The following is a 15,385-nucleotide window of genomic DNA, read 5'->3' as shown; positions in this document are numbered from 1 at the left end:
TAAGTTAAATCTGTAGCTACTGTTTAATTTTACTAATTACTTTTGATGTTGAACACCCATCTAAAAACTCAAGCACTTCAACTTTTCCGCCATGGCGAAGTACATGTTCAGCACCCGCTATTTGTTCTACGGTGTAGTCGCCACCCTTAACTAAAATATCAGGGCTTATTTGCTCAATTAATTTAGCGGGAGTATCGTTTTCATCTAGACTGCCAAACGGAATAACCCAATCAACTGATGAAAGTGCACTAAGTACCATTGCACGCTCATCTAGTGGGTTAATAGGACGATCTGCCCCTTTTAAACGCGTAATAGATTCATCATTATTTAATCCAACAACCAACCTATCGCCTCGTGCTTTAGCTTGCGCTAAATAACGTACATGCCCAGCATGTAAAATATCAAAGCAGCCATTAGTGAATACAATGGTTTCGCCATTTTGTTTTGCAAATTCAATATGTTGAAGTACATCATCAAATGGAGTTTGATAATGCTCACCAGTAGTATGTAAATACTGTCCAAGCTTACGACTTAATTCTTCTGGCGAAACCGTAGCTGCTCCAAATTTACTAACCGCTATACCTGCCGCTAAATTAGCAATCTCTACAGCGTCTTTAGGTTCCATGCCCGCGCCAAGCATTACCGCCAGTGTTGCTATAACAGTATCGCCAGCGCCAGTAACATCGCTTACTTCAAGTTCCTGCGCTGCAAAGTCAAACTTTTCATCTGCGTTAATAAGCGACATACCTTGCTCAGAACGCGTAAGTAACATTGCCTTAATACCATTTTTGCTAATTAAATCACGCGCACTTGCGGCTAAAGCTTCTTCTGAATCGGTTTGACCACCCGCTAACTTGAACTCATGTAAGTTAGGTGTAATGTAATCAGCACCTTCATATAAATGTAAGTCTGGCGATTTAGGGTCGATTAAAACTGTTTTACCCGCACTTTTAGCAAGACTTACCATCTCTTTAATTAAACTCAAAGATCCTTTGCTGTAATCAGAGAACACAATAAAGTCGTATTCATCTAGCACAAGCTCTAAACGGTTTAATAAAAGTTGGCTGTGTTGCTCAGTAAATGTTTCTTCTAAATCTAGACGAACGAGTTGTTGATGACGACTAATAACGCGCATTTTTGAAATAGTTGGCAAATCACACACGCTGACTAGCTGTGAGCTAATATTTTCACCTTTTAGAATTGTTTCTAAAATTTGTCCGCTTTCATCTTCACCAATTAAACCGAGCAAGCCGACTTTTGCATCTAACCGCGCTATATTTTTTGCAACGTTAGCTGCTCCGCCCGCTTTGTCTTCGAATTTACTTACTTTAACAACAGGTACTGGCGCTTCTGGCGAAATACGTCCTGTATCGCCATACCAATAACGATCTAGCATTACGTCGCCAACAACCAATATTCGTGCTGCCGATAAATTTTTTAATAACGATAAATCCATTACTGCTGCTCCGCAACAACCATATCCATGGCTTCACATAACCAGTGACCGATAAACATGTGAGCTTCTTGGATACGTGCTGTTTCGTCATTTTTTATAATAATAGGTAACTTAGCAATATCTTTTACTTTACCGCCATCACGCCCAGTTAATGCCACTGTAAAAGCGCCTAGTTTATTTGCAGCTTCTAATGCTAAATTAATATTATTACTAGTACCTGATGTAGTTAAACCAATTACTAAGTCTTCTGGTTTACATAGCGCTTGAACTTGACGTTCAAACACCGTATCAAAATGATAATCGTTGCTGTGTGCGGTTAAAATAGAGGTGTCGGTGGTCAGTGCCATTGAGGCAAGCGGACCACGCTCTAATTTGTAACGCACTACAAATTCTGCCGCTAAATGCTGAGCATCTGCTGCACTACCACCGTTACCAAACCAAACAATCTTGCCACCAGCTTGTAATGCACTGTGACACGCTTCTAACAGTTGCATAGATTCTTGATGATAAGCTTCCATCGTTTCAAATAATGCTTGATGACGGTTTAATGTTTCAACGTAGCTAGCTGCCACTGAATCGATAATTGACATGAAAAATTCCTCTAGGAACTGAAATAGCAGGGAAAAATTAAATCCATTATTCCATAATTTTATTTAATTGTGTGCATTTTATCGGGTTATAACTGAACCCAGACCATATTTTATTGCGAGTATGTTTAGAAAACAGCTATTTCACGGTAAACTAACGCCACTTCCCTTTAAGAAAGATCAGTATGGCACGCATTTTTTACTCTCTAGCATTAATTTTTATTAGCCCACTGATTGTATTTTATCTCTATATTTTACGAGGTAAAAAAAACCAAGGCTATCGTGCACACTTTAAAGAGCGCTTTGGGTTTGCCAGTAAGTCTTTATTTACGACTAAAACCAAACCTTTAGTTTTTCATTGTGCGTCTGTTGGTGAGGTACTTGCCGCAACGCCACTTATTAAAGCGCTTCAAAAAACGCATCCAAATTTAAATATTCTTATAACCTGTAATACTCCAACAGGCAGAGAGCAAATACTAAACCAGTTTAAAAATACTGTAGCGTGTAGCTACTTACCAATCGATTTTCCGTTTGCGACAGCCCGATTTTTAAAACGTATAAAGCCACAAGCAATATGTATTTTAGAAACCGAGCTATGGCCAAATTTAATGGCGATAAGTCACAAAAAAAATATACCGGTACTTGTTATCAATGCAAGACTCTCTGAAAAGTCGCAGCAGGGTTATCAAAAGGTCGCTAAATTAACGCATATTATTATGCGCTCAATTACAGTACTTGCGAGCCATAACAAAGCAGATGCTGAACGCTTTATAGAGCTTGGTCTTGATAAGTCAAAAAGCCATGTAACAGGTTCGATAAAATTTGATATAACACCGAGTGACGAGCAATTAGCCAAGGTACTCAACCTTAAACAGCTTTATAGTCGCAATGAACATAGCTGTCATGAAGGTATCAGTAATGAACACAACAATGGCGAACGTTTTGTATGGGTTGCAGGCTCAACACATCCTGTAGAACATGAATTAGTATTGATAGCTCACCAACAGTTACTAAAAAAACAACCTAATGCATTACTTATAATTGCTCCGCGCCACCCAGAGCAATTTGATAAAGTAGCTGATCTTTTAACGCAAAGCCCACTTAGTTTTGGTCGCCGCAGCCAAAATAACTATAGCAATGAGCAAGTTCTCCTTGCTGATACGCTTGGTGAACTACAGTGTTTGTATGGCGCTGCAAATGTGAGCTTTATTGGCGGCAGCTTAATACCTAGAGGTGGGCATAATCCATTAGAATCAGCTGCATTTTCGGTGGGCGTAATAACGGGTCCGCATACATACAATTTTGATCATGTTTACCCTGAACTTATAAAGCTTAAAGGCGCTGTAGTGGTTGATAACAACGACGAGCTTGCAAAGCAGCTTATAACGTTTAGCCAAAATACAAAAGCATGCCAAACCTTAGGTATTAAAGCTGCTCAATGCGTTGCTAAAAACCAAGGTGCAATACAAAAAACACTTAACATTATTAATCAATATTTAGAGCCAAAATCGTGACCAATATAGCCATAAGCCAAACCCGCGAATGGGTATCATCTGTTATTGTTAAATATAACTTTTGCCCGTTTGCACGCAAAGAAGTAGAAAATAACTGTATTCATTACATCGTAAGCCCAGCAACGAGCATGGATGACGCCGTAATGGATATGCTTGAGCAATGTGTTGAACTTGACCGCGAACCAGAGCGCGAAACGACGCTTATCATGTTTGATAACGGCTTTAATGACTTTGAAGATTATTTAGACTTGGTCGATTTAGCTAATGCGCTGTTAGTCGCACAAGGGTTTGAAGGCAAGTATCAAATTGCTAACTTTCACCCTGATTACGTATTTGCCGATAGCGATGAAACTGATGCTGCAAACTACACAAATAGAGCGCCTTTTCCTACCCTGCATTTAATTCGCGAAGCAAGTATGAGCGAAGCGCTTGATAATTATAACGAGCCCGAATCTATTCCAGAGCATAATATAAACCTAGCAAGGCGTAAGGGTATTGATTTTTGGCAGCAGTTACTCGAAGGCTGTAAAAAACCGAGCGCTTAAAGGCTCGGTTTTATTTTTGGTTTATGTTTAAAAAGACAATGACTTAGCCTTATTTTTTAACCCAATTACCATTTACTTCAACATAATGACCGCTTTGCGTTTTTTCAATTGTTTTGGCAGCGGCGAGTGCCTCTACTTGTGAAAGTGACAAATTATTCTTTTTAGCCAGCTTTAAGTACTGCGCTTTACGCTTTGTATTTATGTCATCAACAACCGCTTTTGCTTCTGCATTTTGTACAACAAGCCCTAAATAACCAGAGCTATCCTCACCGACTAAACCTTGGTTTTTAGCGTCATCAAGGCTAATAGCCCACACAGAGAACGACATACATACAGCACTAACTAACGTAATAATATTTAATTTTTTCTTCGTATTCATGTTTTAGCTCCTTAAAATAACTCACTGTCGTCACTAAATAAACTGTCGAGTTCTCTATCTACTTTTACGCGAATTTCGTGATCAACTTTCACATTTAAATTAATTGTAATAGGCTCTTTTGCAGACACCTCAACACGGTGCGTGCAGGCACTTAGTACGCTAATAGCACCCAGCGCGAGCAGTACTTTTATCGATAACGACTGTCTCATTATTAGTTTCCTTTTTGTGAGTATTGTTGCTCAACTTTTTGTGTAATTTCGTCACTTAAACGCAGTGCGCGTAAAAGTGTAAATACGTTTTCTTCATGATTGTAGTTAAAGTTAACTTGCTGCTGCTCTGCCTTATTATAACCTTGTAAATTAACACCGAGTTTTAACCAGCCATCATTTTTTAGTGCAACACTACTATTTAGCTTTTGAATATCTAGATTTGTTAATAATCCTAACACAGGTTGCAACTCTTGCTGTTGCTGCATCACCGAATCAAACGCTGCGTTATTAGTAATTTTTAAATTACCTGTGCCTTGGCTAAATAAACTGCCATCAATTATTTCAATTTCGCCACTATTAAAGTGGACTGGCAACGCGCCGGCTAAGCGTCCCGTTAATACAATGCCCGACTTATCATCGAGTGTAACGAGTTTACTCGCATCAATATTTTCAAACTTAACATTAGCAACTTGGTTTGGCTGACCTAATGTATAGGTATCTAACGAAAACTCGCCGCCAAATACATCGCCCGTTATATCGTTTACTAGAGCGCTATTATCGTTAACTTGCCACTGCCCTTTAATATTTTTTACAACAGCACCGGCTCTAAATTCATTTAAATTAAAGGTAGTTGGTTTTACATTAAGCTTACCTGAATTATATTGCCCGCTAAATACGCTATTCAAATCACTCGCAAGGTAATCATTATAAAGTGCACCTATGTGAGTAACCCCTATATTGAATGAAGCGTTTTGCAAGTTTACATCACCACTAATATAGCCATTAAATTTACCCTTAGTTAGTTGCGCAAGTGGTTCGAATTGACTAATAAACGTATTTAACGGCAACACACTTTGCTCAGGAATAATCACTTCAAACGGATGAGCTTGCGCCGATACATGATGATTTATCACTAACTCGACATCGTTTATAAATGCGTGATGACTGGCTTTTAGTGCACGGCTTTGTAGCCCATTAGACTCTACTTTTATATTATTAAGTTTTATGTCAGGGCTATTAACAGCCTTTATATTCGTTTTTGCTGTTAACTCGGCAAATAACTCGCCCACGCCTAAATTAGCATTTGCTGTTAATGTGTTACTTATATCCGTTGCTTTAAATTCTTTATATTGTGCGCTTTTAAATTGATGCGTTAATGTTACTTCTGCGTTTAACTGCTTATCCATTTTTGCAGTTAAATCACCTTGGTATTGCACTGCGCTTATATCAAATGCATCTACACTATTGAGCGTTAATTTAGCATTTATAAGCCCAACTGGTTTTGAGTCAATAAACTCACTTAAATCAAAGCGACCACTAAGGCTAAGCCCATTCGCTGTTGCAGGAACAAATTCAGGCAAGCTTTCAAGCGCAACCGTGTAATTGCCTTTAATCGCAGTGCCCACTAACTGAGCATTAACGCTGAAATTATTTATATCGGGTGTGCTTATTTGAGCTGATAAATTTGTCTGTACGCTTTCAAGTGGCGATTTAATATTAAGTGCTGTATCTGTCATTAAAATATCAAATTGCTTATCGCCCTCACTCACCAAATTAATTGCAGGTAAGCTCAGCTCACTCCCCTCTAAGCGAATTGATTGAGGGAGTTTAAGTTGCCAATTTAAAGGAACTTGATTGCTCACAAAGCCTGCGTATTCACTCGGTGGTATTAACTCAGTACAGCTTGGTGTTAAATTAATTTTATTATTAAGCAGATTGGTATCAAGCATTAACGCTTGGCTATTTAAATTAAAATGAGTTGCCAACTTGCCCGTAGTTAATACGTTAACCTGGCACTGCTCATAAGTATGAGCAAACTGGACACTAATATCGCCATTTAATTCAAGCTCAACGCCATCAAAACTAAACTGTTGTTGAGTATTAAAATTAACGCCAGCTATTAAGGTATTTTTAGTGTTTATAACTTGCTTTAAAAGAGTGTCATTAATTATAAACTGACCACTTACTTTATCAGCAGTCAAAATCGCACTCGCGTTTATATCACCAGTGACATTAAACTGATCTAGTGTGGGTTCCAATATACTTATTTTTAGTGGCTTATTGAGCTGATCACTTTTTACTGCAAGCTGTTTAATGCTGATTAATGGACGGGTTGAAGGAAGCGCTAAATCGAGATCTTTAGCAAGTTGATTAGTATTATCGCTTTTAGGGAAAGGATTAACCGTTAGCACAGCATTTTTAATATCTATACGTTTTGTATTTGCAGTAATACCAGTAAGTTGTAATTGTTGATTTTGATAATTCAAACACACTTTATCAGCATGAATATTTAGTTCAGACGTAATTGAAAAGTCGAGACAACTTAATGTAATACCTGCTTTTTTAAGCTCAGGCGCTATAGCCCACTGTAATAAAGGTAAACGAAATACATAACCAAGCAGCAAGATACTTAGCAATATAGCCCCAACAATTAAACCAACTCGCTTAAACATACTATCCTTAAATGCTTTGTGCTTTTAGCTAAAACTATACTAATCAAAAAAGGCTGCACAATGCAGCCTTTTTTATTTTACAGCTAGATTATGAATCTAACTTGTATAAACGCAAATGTAATTAACCTACATTTTTACGAGCATTACGGAACATACGCATCCACGGGCTATCCTCGATCCATTCATCAGGATGCCAAGAGTTGGCAACGCTTCTGAATACACGTTCTGGATGCGGCATCATTACAGTGGCGCGACCATCAGTAGACGTGATACCTGTAATACCTTCTGGAGAACCATTCGGGTTAGCTGGGTACTGCGTTGTAGGGTTACCATAGTTATCTACAAACTTAACCGCTACAGTGCCGCTATTAAGCGCCGCTTTAGTAGCTGCATCGTTTGCAAACTCAGCATGACCTTCACCATGAGAAACCGCAATTGGCATACGTGAGCCAGCCATTCCGTTAAAGAACACAGATGGATTCTCTTGTATTTCAACTAAACTAAAGCGAGCTTCAAAACGCTCTGATTTATTAGTTACAAAACGCGGCCAGTGCTCAGTGCCAGGGATCAACTCTTTTAACGTTGATAACATTTGGCAACCGTTACATACACCTAAGCTAAAGGTATCTTCACGATGGAAGAAGTTTTGGAACTGATCGCGTGCCATGTCGTTAAACAAAATAGACTTAGCCCAACCTTCACCCGCACCAAGTACATCACCGTATGAGAAACCACCACATGCCACTAAACCTTTAAACTGCTCTAGTGTTAAACGACCTTCTAAAATGTCGCTCATGTGTACATCAACGGCTGCAAAACCTGCGCGATTAAACGCTGCCGCCATTTCTAGGTGAGAGTTAACACCTTGCTCACGTAAAATAGCCATTTGCGGTTTAGCACCGGTTGCAATGTATGGCGCTGCTATGTCTTCGTTTAAATCAAAGTTTAGTTTTACATTTAAGCCTGGATCTTTTGCATCAAATTTTGCATCAAACTCTTGCTTAGCACACTCGGGGTTATCACGACGCGCTTGCATTTGATACGTTGTTTCAGCCCAAATAGTACGAAGCTCAGTACGCGTATGATTAAGTACCGTGTTTTCGCCACGGTTAAATATAATCGTATCGTCGCTATTAAGTGTACCGATGTTGTGAGTAATTGCTGCAATACCATGTTGTTCAAACACCGCATTTACTGCCTCTAAATCACTATTTGCAACTTGAATTACTGCACCTAGCTCTTCGTTATAAAGCGCTTCAATGTCCGAACCTGTTAAACCTGCTAAATCAACCGTTACACCGGTATGACCCGTAAACGCCATTTCAGCAACCGTGGTAAATAAACCACCGTCTGAACGGTCATGATAAGCAAGTAACTTACTATCAGCCACTAGCGCTTGCATTGCGTTATAAAAGCCTTTTAATAACTCAGGGCTATCAACATCAGGTGTTACATCACCCAATTGCTTATAAACTTGTGCAAGGCTTGATGCGCCCATGCGGTTTTTACCCGCACCTAAATCAACTAATATAAGCGATGTATCGCCTTTATCTGTGCGCAGTTGTGGAGTTACTGTTTTACGTACGTCGTCAACACGACCAAACGCAGTTATAACCAATGAAAGCGGCGATGTTACTGACTTCTCTTGTGAGTCACCTTCATCTTTCCATGTCGTTTTCATCGACATAGAATCTTTCCCCACTGGAATAGTTAAACCAAGCGCAGGACAAAGCTCTTCCCCTACGGCTTTAACTGCTTCATATAAACCAGCATCTTCACCTGGGTGACCCGCTGCTGCCATCCAGTTTGCCGATAACTTAATGTTTTCAAGGCTACCGATGTTTGCACAGGCAATATTAGTTAACGACTCAGCTACCGCTAAACGAGCAGATGCACCGTAATTAAGTAATGCTGCAGGAGTACGCTCACCGAGTGACATAGCTTCACCGTGGTAAGTATCATACGTTGCCGCAGTTACTGCACAGTTAGCAACAGGTACTTGCCAAGGACCGACCATTTGATCGCGCGCTACTAACCCCGTAACTGAGCGATCGCCGATTGTTATTAGGAATGTTTTTTCTGCAATGGCTGGTAAACGCATTAAGCGCTGCGCTGCATCTGCTGCATTTATTAATGTAGTATCAAGCGCTTTACCAACAACTTGCTTTGATGTTACATCGCGGTGCATTTTAGGTGCTTTACCTAATAATACGTCCAGCGGTAAATCAACAGGGTTATTTTCAAAATGGCTGTCTGATACTGTTAAGTGAGGTTCAGCGGTTGCTTCACCAATAACAGCGTACTGGGCACGTTCACGCTTACAAATAGCTTCAAAGCGGTCAAAGTCCTCTACGCCAACAGCGAGTACATAACGTTCTTGTGATTCATTACACCAAATTTCGTGTGGTGCCATGCCTGGTTCATCGTTAGGGATGCTACGTAATTGGAACTTACCACCACGTCCACCATCGTTAACAAGCTCAGGAAACGCATTTGATAAACCGCCAGCACCTACATCATGAATAAACGCAATTGGGTTTTCATCACCTAGCTGCCAACATTTATCGATAACTTCTTGGCAACGACGTTCCATTTCTGGGTTTTCGCGTTGTACTGAAGCAAAATCTAAATCTTCGTTTGACTGGCCTGAAGCCATACTTGATGCAGCACCACCGCCTAAACCAATGTTCATTGCAGGCCCACCTAGCGCAATTAATTTAGCGCCTACAGGAATATCACCTTTTTGAACATGATCAGAGCGAATATTACCTAAACCACCGGCAAGCATAATTGGCTTGTGGTAACCACGTACTTCTTCGCCATTATGGCTTGTTACTTTTTCTTCGTAAGTACGGAAGTAACCTAATAAGTTAGGACGACCAAACTCATTATTAAATGCAGCGCCACCCAGTGGACCTTCTGTCATAATATCAAGCGCATTAACAATGCGACCTGGCTTACCAAAATCGCTTTCCCATGGTTGCTCGTAACCTGGAATACGTAAGTTTGATACCGTAAAGCCAACTAAACCAGCTTTTGGCTTAGAGCCACGACCAGTTGCGCCTTCATCGCGAATCTCACCACCAGAACCTGTAGCGGCACCAGAGAATGGCGCAATAGCTGTTGGGTGGTTATGCGTTTCAACTTTCATTAGTATTTCAATGTCTTCTTGATGATACGCATATTCACCTTGCGCATTTGGGAAGAAGCGACCCGCTTTTGAGCCTTTCATTACTGCCGCGTTATCTTTATACGCCGACAATACATTTTCAGGATTTAACTCAAAAGTATTTTTAATCATTTTAAACAGCGATTTTGGCTGCTCTTTTCCATCGATTGTCCAGTCGGCATTAAATATTTTATGGCGACAATGCTCTGAGTTTGCCTGTGCAAACATAAACAATTCGATATCGTTAGGATTACGGCCTAACTTTATAAAGTTTTCGACTAAGTAGTCTATTTCGTCATCAGCAAGGGCAAAACCTTGCTCAACATTTGCTATAGCTAATGCTTCACGTCCACCACCTAAAATATCAACAGACGACATTTGGCGTGGCGCATCATTACGAAATAATTGAGCAGCATCTTCAAATTGGTTGTGTGTTGCTTCAGTCATACGGTCGTGCAGTAACGCAGTTACTTGCGCTAGTTGCTCTGCGTTTAAGTCACCTTCAACATAATAAGCAATACCGCGCTCAACGCGATGAACCTGTTTTAAACCACAGTTGTGGGCAATATCGGTTGCTTTAGATGCCCAAGGCGAAATGGTTCCTGGGCGAGGTGTAACAAGTACAAGTTTGCCAGCTGGGGTATGCTCAGCAATAGTTGGACCGTAAGTTAATAGCTTTTCAAGCTTGGTTTGCTCATCAACACTTAAAGACGATGTTAAATCGGCAAAATGAGCATACTCTGCGTATACGTTAGTGACAGGAAGTTGCGATTGTTGGCAACGCGCTAAAATTTTATTAACTCTGAACTCTGACAGTGCTGGTGCACCACGAAGGATCAACATAGGTAATTTCATCCGGGGTTAGGGATTGAACGATATTTTAGGCACTCATTATAGTCCAATTAGCGTTCAGATTTAACTCCAAATTGCGCTTTTCATAAAATTAACTTTTTAGCTTTATTTATAGCCTCTTTTGGTTAATAAAATAAAAGGTAAAGTGACGCGATGGCTTAGTTTTGCTATAACGGTGGCTGGCGAGCTTAAGGGGCACTCAATGTTCAAAGAAAAACTAATAATTATCATTACTTTAGTTATGCTGTTATGTGCATGCGATATGCAAGAGCAGCCAACTCAACTCGCCCAAATAAAAGAGCAAAATAAAATACGCGTTGGTACGCTTGCCAGCGCCAGTAACTATTATCAAGCGGTACAAGGCGAGCAAGGTTTTGAATACGAGTTATCTCAAGCTTTTGCCGAATATTTAGGTGTAGAGCTTGAAATAGTCCCCTTCTTTAACTTATCTGACATGTTTGAACGCCTTGAAAGCGGTGATTTAGACTTAATAGCCTCAGGACTTACCTATAATAAAACCCGTGCAGAGCAATACCGCTTTGGGCCAACTTACAGAACAATCAGCCAAAAATTAGTTTATAAGCAAGGTCGCGTTCGTCCTCGAGAGTTTGACGATTTAGACGGTAACTTTACTGTTATAGCTAAAAGTAGCCACTCGCTTACTCTACAAAAAATGAAGAAGAACAATCCAGACCTTACCTGGATAGAGAGCGAAGAGTTTGATGAAGAAGAATTACTTCAAGCGGTTATTGATGGCGAGATAGATTACACCCTAGCCGATACACATACATTATCGTTGTTTCGCCGTTATCACCCCAATTTAAGCATCGGTTTTTCAGTTAGCCATAACGACCCTATTGCATGGATACTCAACAAATCTAAAGACGACTCTTTATATGCGTTATTGGTGCCATTTTTTGGTGACGTTAAGCAAAGTAACCAGCTCTACGTACTCGAAGAAAAGTATTTTGGTCACGTGCGCCAATTTAATTATGTAAATACCCTTGCTTATATAGAAGCAATTAAAGAAACGCTCCCAACATATAGCCCATGGTTTAAACAGTATTCAGGAAGCTTGGATTGGCGTTTATTAGCCGCACTCAGTTATCAAGAGTCGATGTGGAACCCTCGTGCTAAATCACCGACTGGCGTACGAGGCATCATGATGCTAACTCGCAGCACAGCCAAACAAGTAGGTGTTACTAACCGGTTAGAACCGGAGCAAAACATTCGTGGCGGCGCTAAATACTTAAGCAAGCTTATTAAACGCATTCCTGACCGTATCCCGCAGCCCGACCGTACATGGCTTGCTCTGGCCGGATATAATGTAGGTTGGGGACATGTTAACGACGCACGTATAATTACCGAGCAACAAGGTGCAAGCCCTGATAAGTGGGCTGATGTAAAAAAACGCTTACCACTATTAATTAAAAAACGCTATTACCGTAAAACTCGTTACGGTTATGCTCGTGGGGATGTGGCAGTTAAGTATGTAGATAATATACGCCGTTATTACGATGCACTTGTTTGGCTAGATGAAAATGATGCTATTGCTGCAGAACCTGAGCCAGAAACAATTACAGAGCTGAGCACTGATACTGATACAGAGCCAAAACTAAACGAAAAAAATGAAGTAAAGAATGCGGTAAAAAATGAGGCAGATGAAGCTTCAACACAAAAACAACAACCTATAATTGAGCCCAAACAATCGAGTGAAAATAATAACTAAGATTAATATAGGTATCCGTTTTTAGAGCATGTCGTTAAGCAAAATTTAAGTAAATTAAATATCTGTTTACTTGTCATCAAATGATCACTAATGTGTGTTAATTGTATATCATTATTTTATAAGATATACCCTGTGCCTTTCTCACTCTTGCATTAGGAGAAAATATGCTAAAACGTAGACGCACACAAAAATTAAAACGTAATGTAATATACTCAACAGCTACGCGCCGTCGTGTTATGTTACGTAAGCTTCATAAAAAAATCATCTGGCGTCGCAGAATGTTTGCTATGCAGCAAATGGCTGAGTCAGAAGTAGAGCCAATAGCCAGTTAACTTAGCAAGCCTTATTTACTTGATCATCACGAGCAGCTTTTTTAGCTGCTTTAATTTGCGCCCTTCTTCGTTTAAAAAAATCCGAAATAGTATCACCGCACTGCTGTGCCAAAACACCACCACACACCTCTACTTGATGATTTAGCCTTGGTTCTTGCAATAAGTTCATAATTGAACCTGCCGACCCTGTTTTCGCATCGAGCGCACCAAATACTAAACGCTTAATTCTGCTGTGAACCAACAAACCCGCACACATAGAGCACGGCTCAAGCGTTACATACAGCGTACAATCAATTAGACGATAGTTGTTAAGTAGCTTTCCTGCTTCTCGAACTGCAATCATTTCAGCATGTGCAGATGGATCGTTATCGGTAATTGAACGATTATACCCGACTGAAATAAGCTCGTTATCTTTTACTACAATCGCTCCAACCGGAATTTCATCAAGTAGCTCTGCTTGCTTTGCATACAAAAGCGCTTGTTCCATCCAGTAGGAGTCATCAAATGGTTCGTTCATTATTTCTACTTTAATAACTTTTTATGCTGTAATTATACCTAGTTACCACTCTAAAGTGCGCCATTCATTACTTTATTGCAAAAATAAAACACTATTTACCTGTTTGTCATGGCTCAGTAGTGCTGATTTACGTTATAATCGCACGCTTTTTTTATTTAGCTCACAACACGGGTAGCAAATGAAATTTCCTGGACGCCGCAGGCATAAACATTATTTTCCAGTGGAAGCCAAAGATCCACTTACCAATCAACTTAACGCAACAGAGCGATTACAACGTAGTTATATTACGGGTATCGATCAGATCGTTGTTGATATAGAGGCAAAAGTTGATCAAGCTTTCCTTGACGAATTTCAACTACGTAGGGGTATGTCGCAAGTTATTGATAGCGACACAACAAACGCCTTATACGATCGTTTAAAATTAAACGATATGGTTGATTTTGAGTTTGCCGGTGGAACCATTGGTAACACTATGCACAACTACTCTGTACTTGCAGATGATCGCTCAGTTTTATTAGGCGTAATGAGCGAAAATATAAAAATAGGTAGCTACGCTTACCGTTTTTTATGTAATACCTCAAGCCGTGTAGACTTAAACTACCTTCAACCAGTTGATGGGCCTGTAGGCCGTTGTTTTACATTAATTGATGAAACAGGTGAGCGTACTTTTGCAATAAGTGCAGGCCTAATGAATCACTTACGTCCTGAATCTATCGATAAAGACCTTATTGAAAATTCATCAGCGTTAGTGATCAGTGCCTATCTTATGCGTACTCAAGGTAGCGAAACAATGACTGAAGCCACCATGCAAGCTGTTAAATACGCTAATGATGCAGGTGTGCCAGTAGTACTTACACTTGGTACTAAGTTCTTAATTGAACAAGACCCTACCTGGTGGGCAAGCTTCGTTGAAAAGCATGTTGATATTCTTGCTATGAACGAAGAAGAAGGTTTAGCGATTACGGGTTTTGAAGATCCTCTTTTAGCTGCTGATAAAGCACTTGATTGGGTAGATTTAGTTATTTGCACCGCTGGCGAAAAAGGCTTGTTTATGGCTGGCTACGTTGACGAAAGTTTAAAGCGTGAAACCGAATATCCGTTATTACCAGGTGCAATACCTGATTTTAACCGTTACGAATTTTCACGTGCTATGCGCAAAGATGAATGTGATGAACCTATCAGAGCATATAGTCATACGGCCCCATTTATGGGTGGACCTGATTCAATCAAAAACACCAATGGTGCAGGTGATTGTGCATTAGCAGCTGTGCTTCATGATTTATCAGCGAATGTTTATCATAAACTTAATGTGGCAAACTCAGCTAAGCATCAACAACAAGCTATTACTTATTCGTCACTATCGCAAATTAGTAAATATGCTAACCGAGCCAGTTATGAAGTATTAGTTCAGCATTCTCCACGTTTATCTCGAGGCTTACCTGAACGCGAAGATTGTTTAGAGCAGGTTTATTGGGAACAATAAATTATAAAGGGAGCAATTACTGCTAATGCCGTTCACTTAAGGTGAGCGGCTTTTTTATTTCTAGCGTACCGCTGCGGTCTTGGCTTGACTGAGCGAGGAAAACTTCGCTCCCTTCGAGGCTCTAGAATGAGGCTTTCTGCCATCGTATAAAAGTATTTTA

Annotated in this window: 12 protein-coding genes; 5 read left to right on the top strand and 7 right to left on the bottom strand. The window is 40.0% G+C overall.

Annotation, left to right across the window (positions count from 1 at the left end; all coding sequences use genetic code 11):
- Positions 1 to 16 precede the first annotated feature (16 nt).
- Together hldE and I6F53_RS12485 are read right to left on the bottom strand one after the other, a co-directional pair.
- Positions 17 to 1,456 (bottom strand): bifunctional D-glycero-beta-D-manno-heptose-7-phosphate kinase/D-glycero-beta-D-manno-heptose 1-phosphate adenylyltransferase HldE, encoded by a 1,440-nt coding sequence (gene hldE / locus I6F53_RS12490; RefSeq protein WP_197239744.1) that lies wholly within the window; start codon positions 1,454 to 1,456, stop codon positions 17 to 19.
- Positions 1,456 to 2,046: an SIS domain-containing protein gene (locus I6F53_RS12485; protein WP_024611243.1), complete on the bottom strand. Its 591-nt coding sequence runs from the start codon at positions 2,044 to 2,046 to the stop codon at positions 1,456 to 1,458. Before I6F53_RS12485 ends, hldE begins: the two co-directional genes overlap by 1 nt.
- A 182-nt stretch (positions 2,047 to 2,228) precedes the next feature.
- Here I6F53_RS12485 and waaA point away from each other — a divergent pair, with 182 nt between their 5' ends.
- Positions 2,229 to 3,557 (top strand): lipid IV(A) 3-deoxy-D-manno-octulosonic acid transferase, encoded by a 1,329-nt coding sequence (gene waaA, locus I6F53_RS12480; RefSeq protein ID WP_197239742.1) that lies wholly within the window; start codon positions 2,229 to 2,231, stop codon positions 3,555 to 3,557.
- Positions 3,554 to 4,102 (top strand): DUF1415 domain-containing protein, encoded by a 549-nt coding sequence (locus I6F53_RS12475; protein ID WP_197239740.1) that lies wholly within the window; start codon positions 3,554 to 3,556, stop codon positions 4,100 to 4,102. Before waaA ends, I6F53_RS12475 begins: the two co-directional genes overlap by 4 nt.
- A 49-nt stretch (positions 4,103 to 4,151) precedes the next feature.
- On the opposite strand, the gene I6F53_RS12470 is transcribed toward I6F53_RS12475, so the two are convergent.
- From I6F53_RS12470 to purL, 4 genes are all read right to left on the bottom strand, one after another.
- Complete coding sequence (locus tag I6F53_RS12470) at positions 4,152 to 4,481, bottom strand: YdbL family protein (protein ID WP_197239739.1); 330 nt, start codon at positions 4,479 to 4,481, stop codon at positions 4,152 to 4,154.
- Positions 4,482 to 4,492: 11 nt separating this feature from the next.
- Entirely contained in the window at positions 4,493 to 4,690 is a 198-nt protein-coding gene (locus I6F53_RS12465; protein ID WP_197239737.1) for a YnbE family lipoprotein, read from the bottom strand.
- Positions 4,691 to 4,692: 2 nt separating this feature from the next.
- Positions 4,693 to 7,143 carry an intermembrane phospholipid transport protein YdbH family protein gene (locus I6F53_RS12460; protein ID WP_197239736.1) on the bottom strand — a complete coding sequence of 817 codons (2,451 nt, stop codon included), beginning with the start codon at positions 7,141 to 7,143 and terminating at the stop codon, positions 4,693 to 4,695.
- Positions 7,144 to 7,264: 121 nt separating this feature from the next.
- Positions 7,265 to 11,155 (bottom strand): phosphoribosylformylglycinamidine synthase, encoded by a 3,891-nt coding sequence (gene purL / locus I6F53_RS12455; protein ID WP_197239734.1) that lies wholly within the window; start codon positions 11,153 to 11,155, stop codon positions 7,265 to 7,267.
- A gap of 211 nt (positions 11,156 to 11,366) precedes the next feature.
- Between purL and mltF the strand changes: the two genes are divergently transcribed.
- Together mltF and I6F53_RS12445 are read left to right on the top strand one after the other, a co-directional pair.
- Entirely contained in the window at positions 11,367 to 12,893 is a 1,527-nt protein-coding gene (gene mltF / locus I6F53_RS12450; protein ID WP_197239733.1) for a membrane-bound lytic murein transglycosylase MltF, read from the top strand.
- A 164-nt stretch (positions 12,894 to 13,057) separates the two neighbouring features.
- Positions 13,058 to 13,225: a hypothetical protein gene (locus tag I6F53_RS12445; protein ID WP_197180586.1), complete on the top strand. Its 168-nt coding sequence runs from the start codon at positions 13,058 to 13,060 to the stop codon at positions 13,223 to 13,225.
- A 1-nt stretch (position 13,226) separates the two neighbouring features.
- On the opposite strand, the gene tadA is transcribed toward I6F53_RS12445, so the two are convergent.
- The gene (gene tadA / locus I6F53_RS12440; RefSeq protein WP_197239732.1) at positions 13,227 to 13,742 is read right to left on the bottom strand and encodes a tRNA adenosine(34) deaminase TadA; all 516 of its coding nucleotides are present in this window, start codon (positions 13,740 to 13,742) and stop codon (positions 13,227 to 13,229) included.
- Between the two features lie 178 nt (positions 13,743 to 13,920).
- On the opposite strand from tadA, the gene I6F53_RS12435 reads away from it, so the two are divergent.
- Positions 13,921 to 15,225: an inosine/guanosine kinase gene (locus I6F53_RS12435; RefSeq protein WP_166420981.1), complete on the top strand. Its 1,305-nt coding sequence runs from the start codon at positions 13,921 to 13,923 to the stop codon at positions 15,223 to 15,225.
- The last annotated feature ends 160 nt before the right edge of the window (positions 15,226 to 15,385 follow it).

Origin of the sequence: Pseudoalteromonas sp. SWN29 (assembly GCF_015864465.1) — a bacterium.
Classification (GTDB): domain Bacteria; phylum Pseudomonadota; class Gammaproteobacteria; order Enterobacterales; family Alteromonadaceae; genus Pseudoalteromonas.
The sequence above is the reverse complement of the archived record's forward strand: the minus strand, read 5'-3'. Positions and strand labels throughout refer to the sequence as shown.

Bases quoted from the DNA above. Each gene is read 5' to 3' on its own strand.
- I6F53_RS12470 (WP_197239739.1), bottom strand. From the start codon at position 4,481: ATGAATACGAAGAAAAAATTAAATATTATTACGTTAGTTAGTGCTGTA.
- waaA (WP_197239742.1), top strand. From the start codon at position 2,229: ATGGCACGCATTTTTTACTCTCTAGCATTAATTTTTATTAGCCCACTG.
- I6F53_RS12445 (WP_197180586.1), top strand. From the start codon at position 13,058: ATGCTAAAACGTAGACGCACACAAAAATTAAAACGTAATGTAATATAC.
- tadA (WP_197239732.1), bottom strand. From the start codon at position 13,742: ATGAACGAACCATTTGATGACTCCTACTGGATGGAACAAGCGCTTTTG.
- mltF (WP_197239733.1), top strand. From the start codon at position 11,367: ATGTTCAAAGAAAAACTAATAATTATCATTACTTTAGTTATGCTGTTA.
- I6F53_RS12485 (WP_024611243.1), bottom strand. From the start codon at position 2,046: ATGTCAATTATCGATTCAGTGGCAGCTAGCTACGTTGAAACATTAAAC.
- I6F53_RS12460 (WP_197239736.1), bottom strand. From the start codon at position 7,143: ATGTTTAAGCGAGTTGGTTTAATTGTTGGGGCTATATTGCTAAGTATC.
- hldE (WP_197239744.1), bottom strand. From the start codon at position 1,456: ATGGATTTATCGTTATTAAAAAATTTATCGGCAGCACGAATATTGGTT.
- purL (WP_197239734.1), bottom strand. From the start codon at position 11,155: ATGTTGATCCTTCGTGGTGCACCAGCACTGTCAGAGTTCAGAGTTAAT.
- I6F53_RS12435 (WP_166420981.1), top strand. From the start codon at position 13,921: ATGAAATTTCCTGGACGCCGCAGGCATAAACATTATTTTCCAGTGGAA.
- I6F53_RS12465 (WP_197239737.1), bottom strand. From the start codon at position 4,690: ATGAGACAGTCGTTATCGATAAAAGTACTGCTCGCGCTGGGTGCTATT.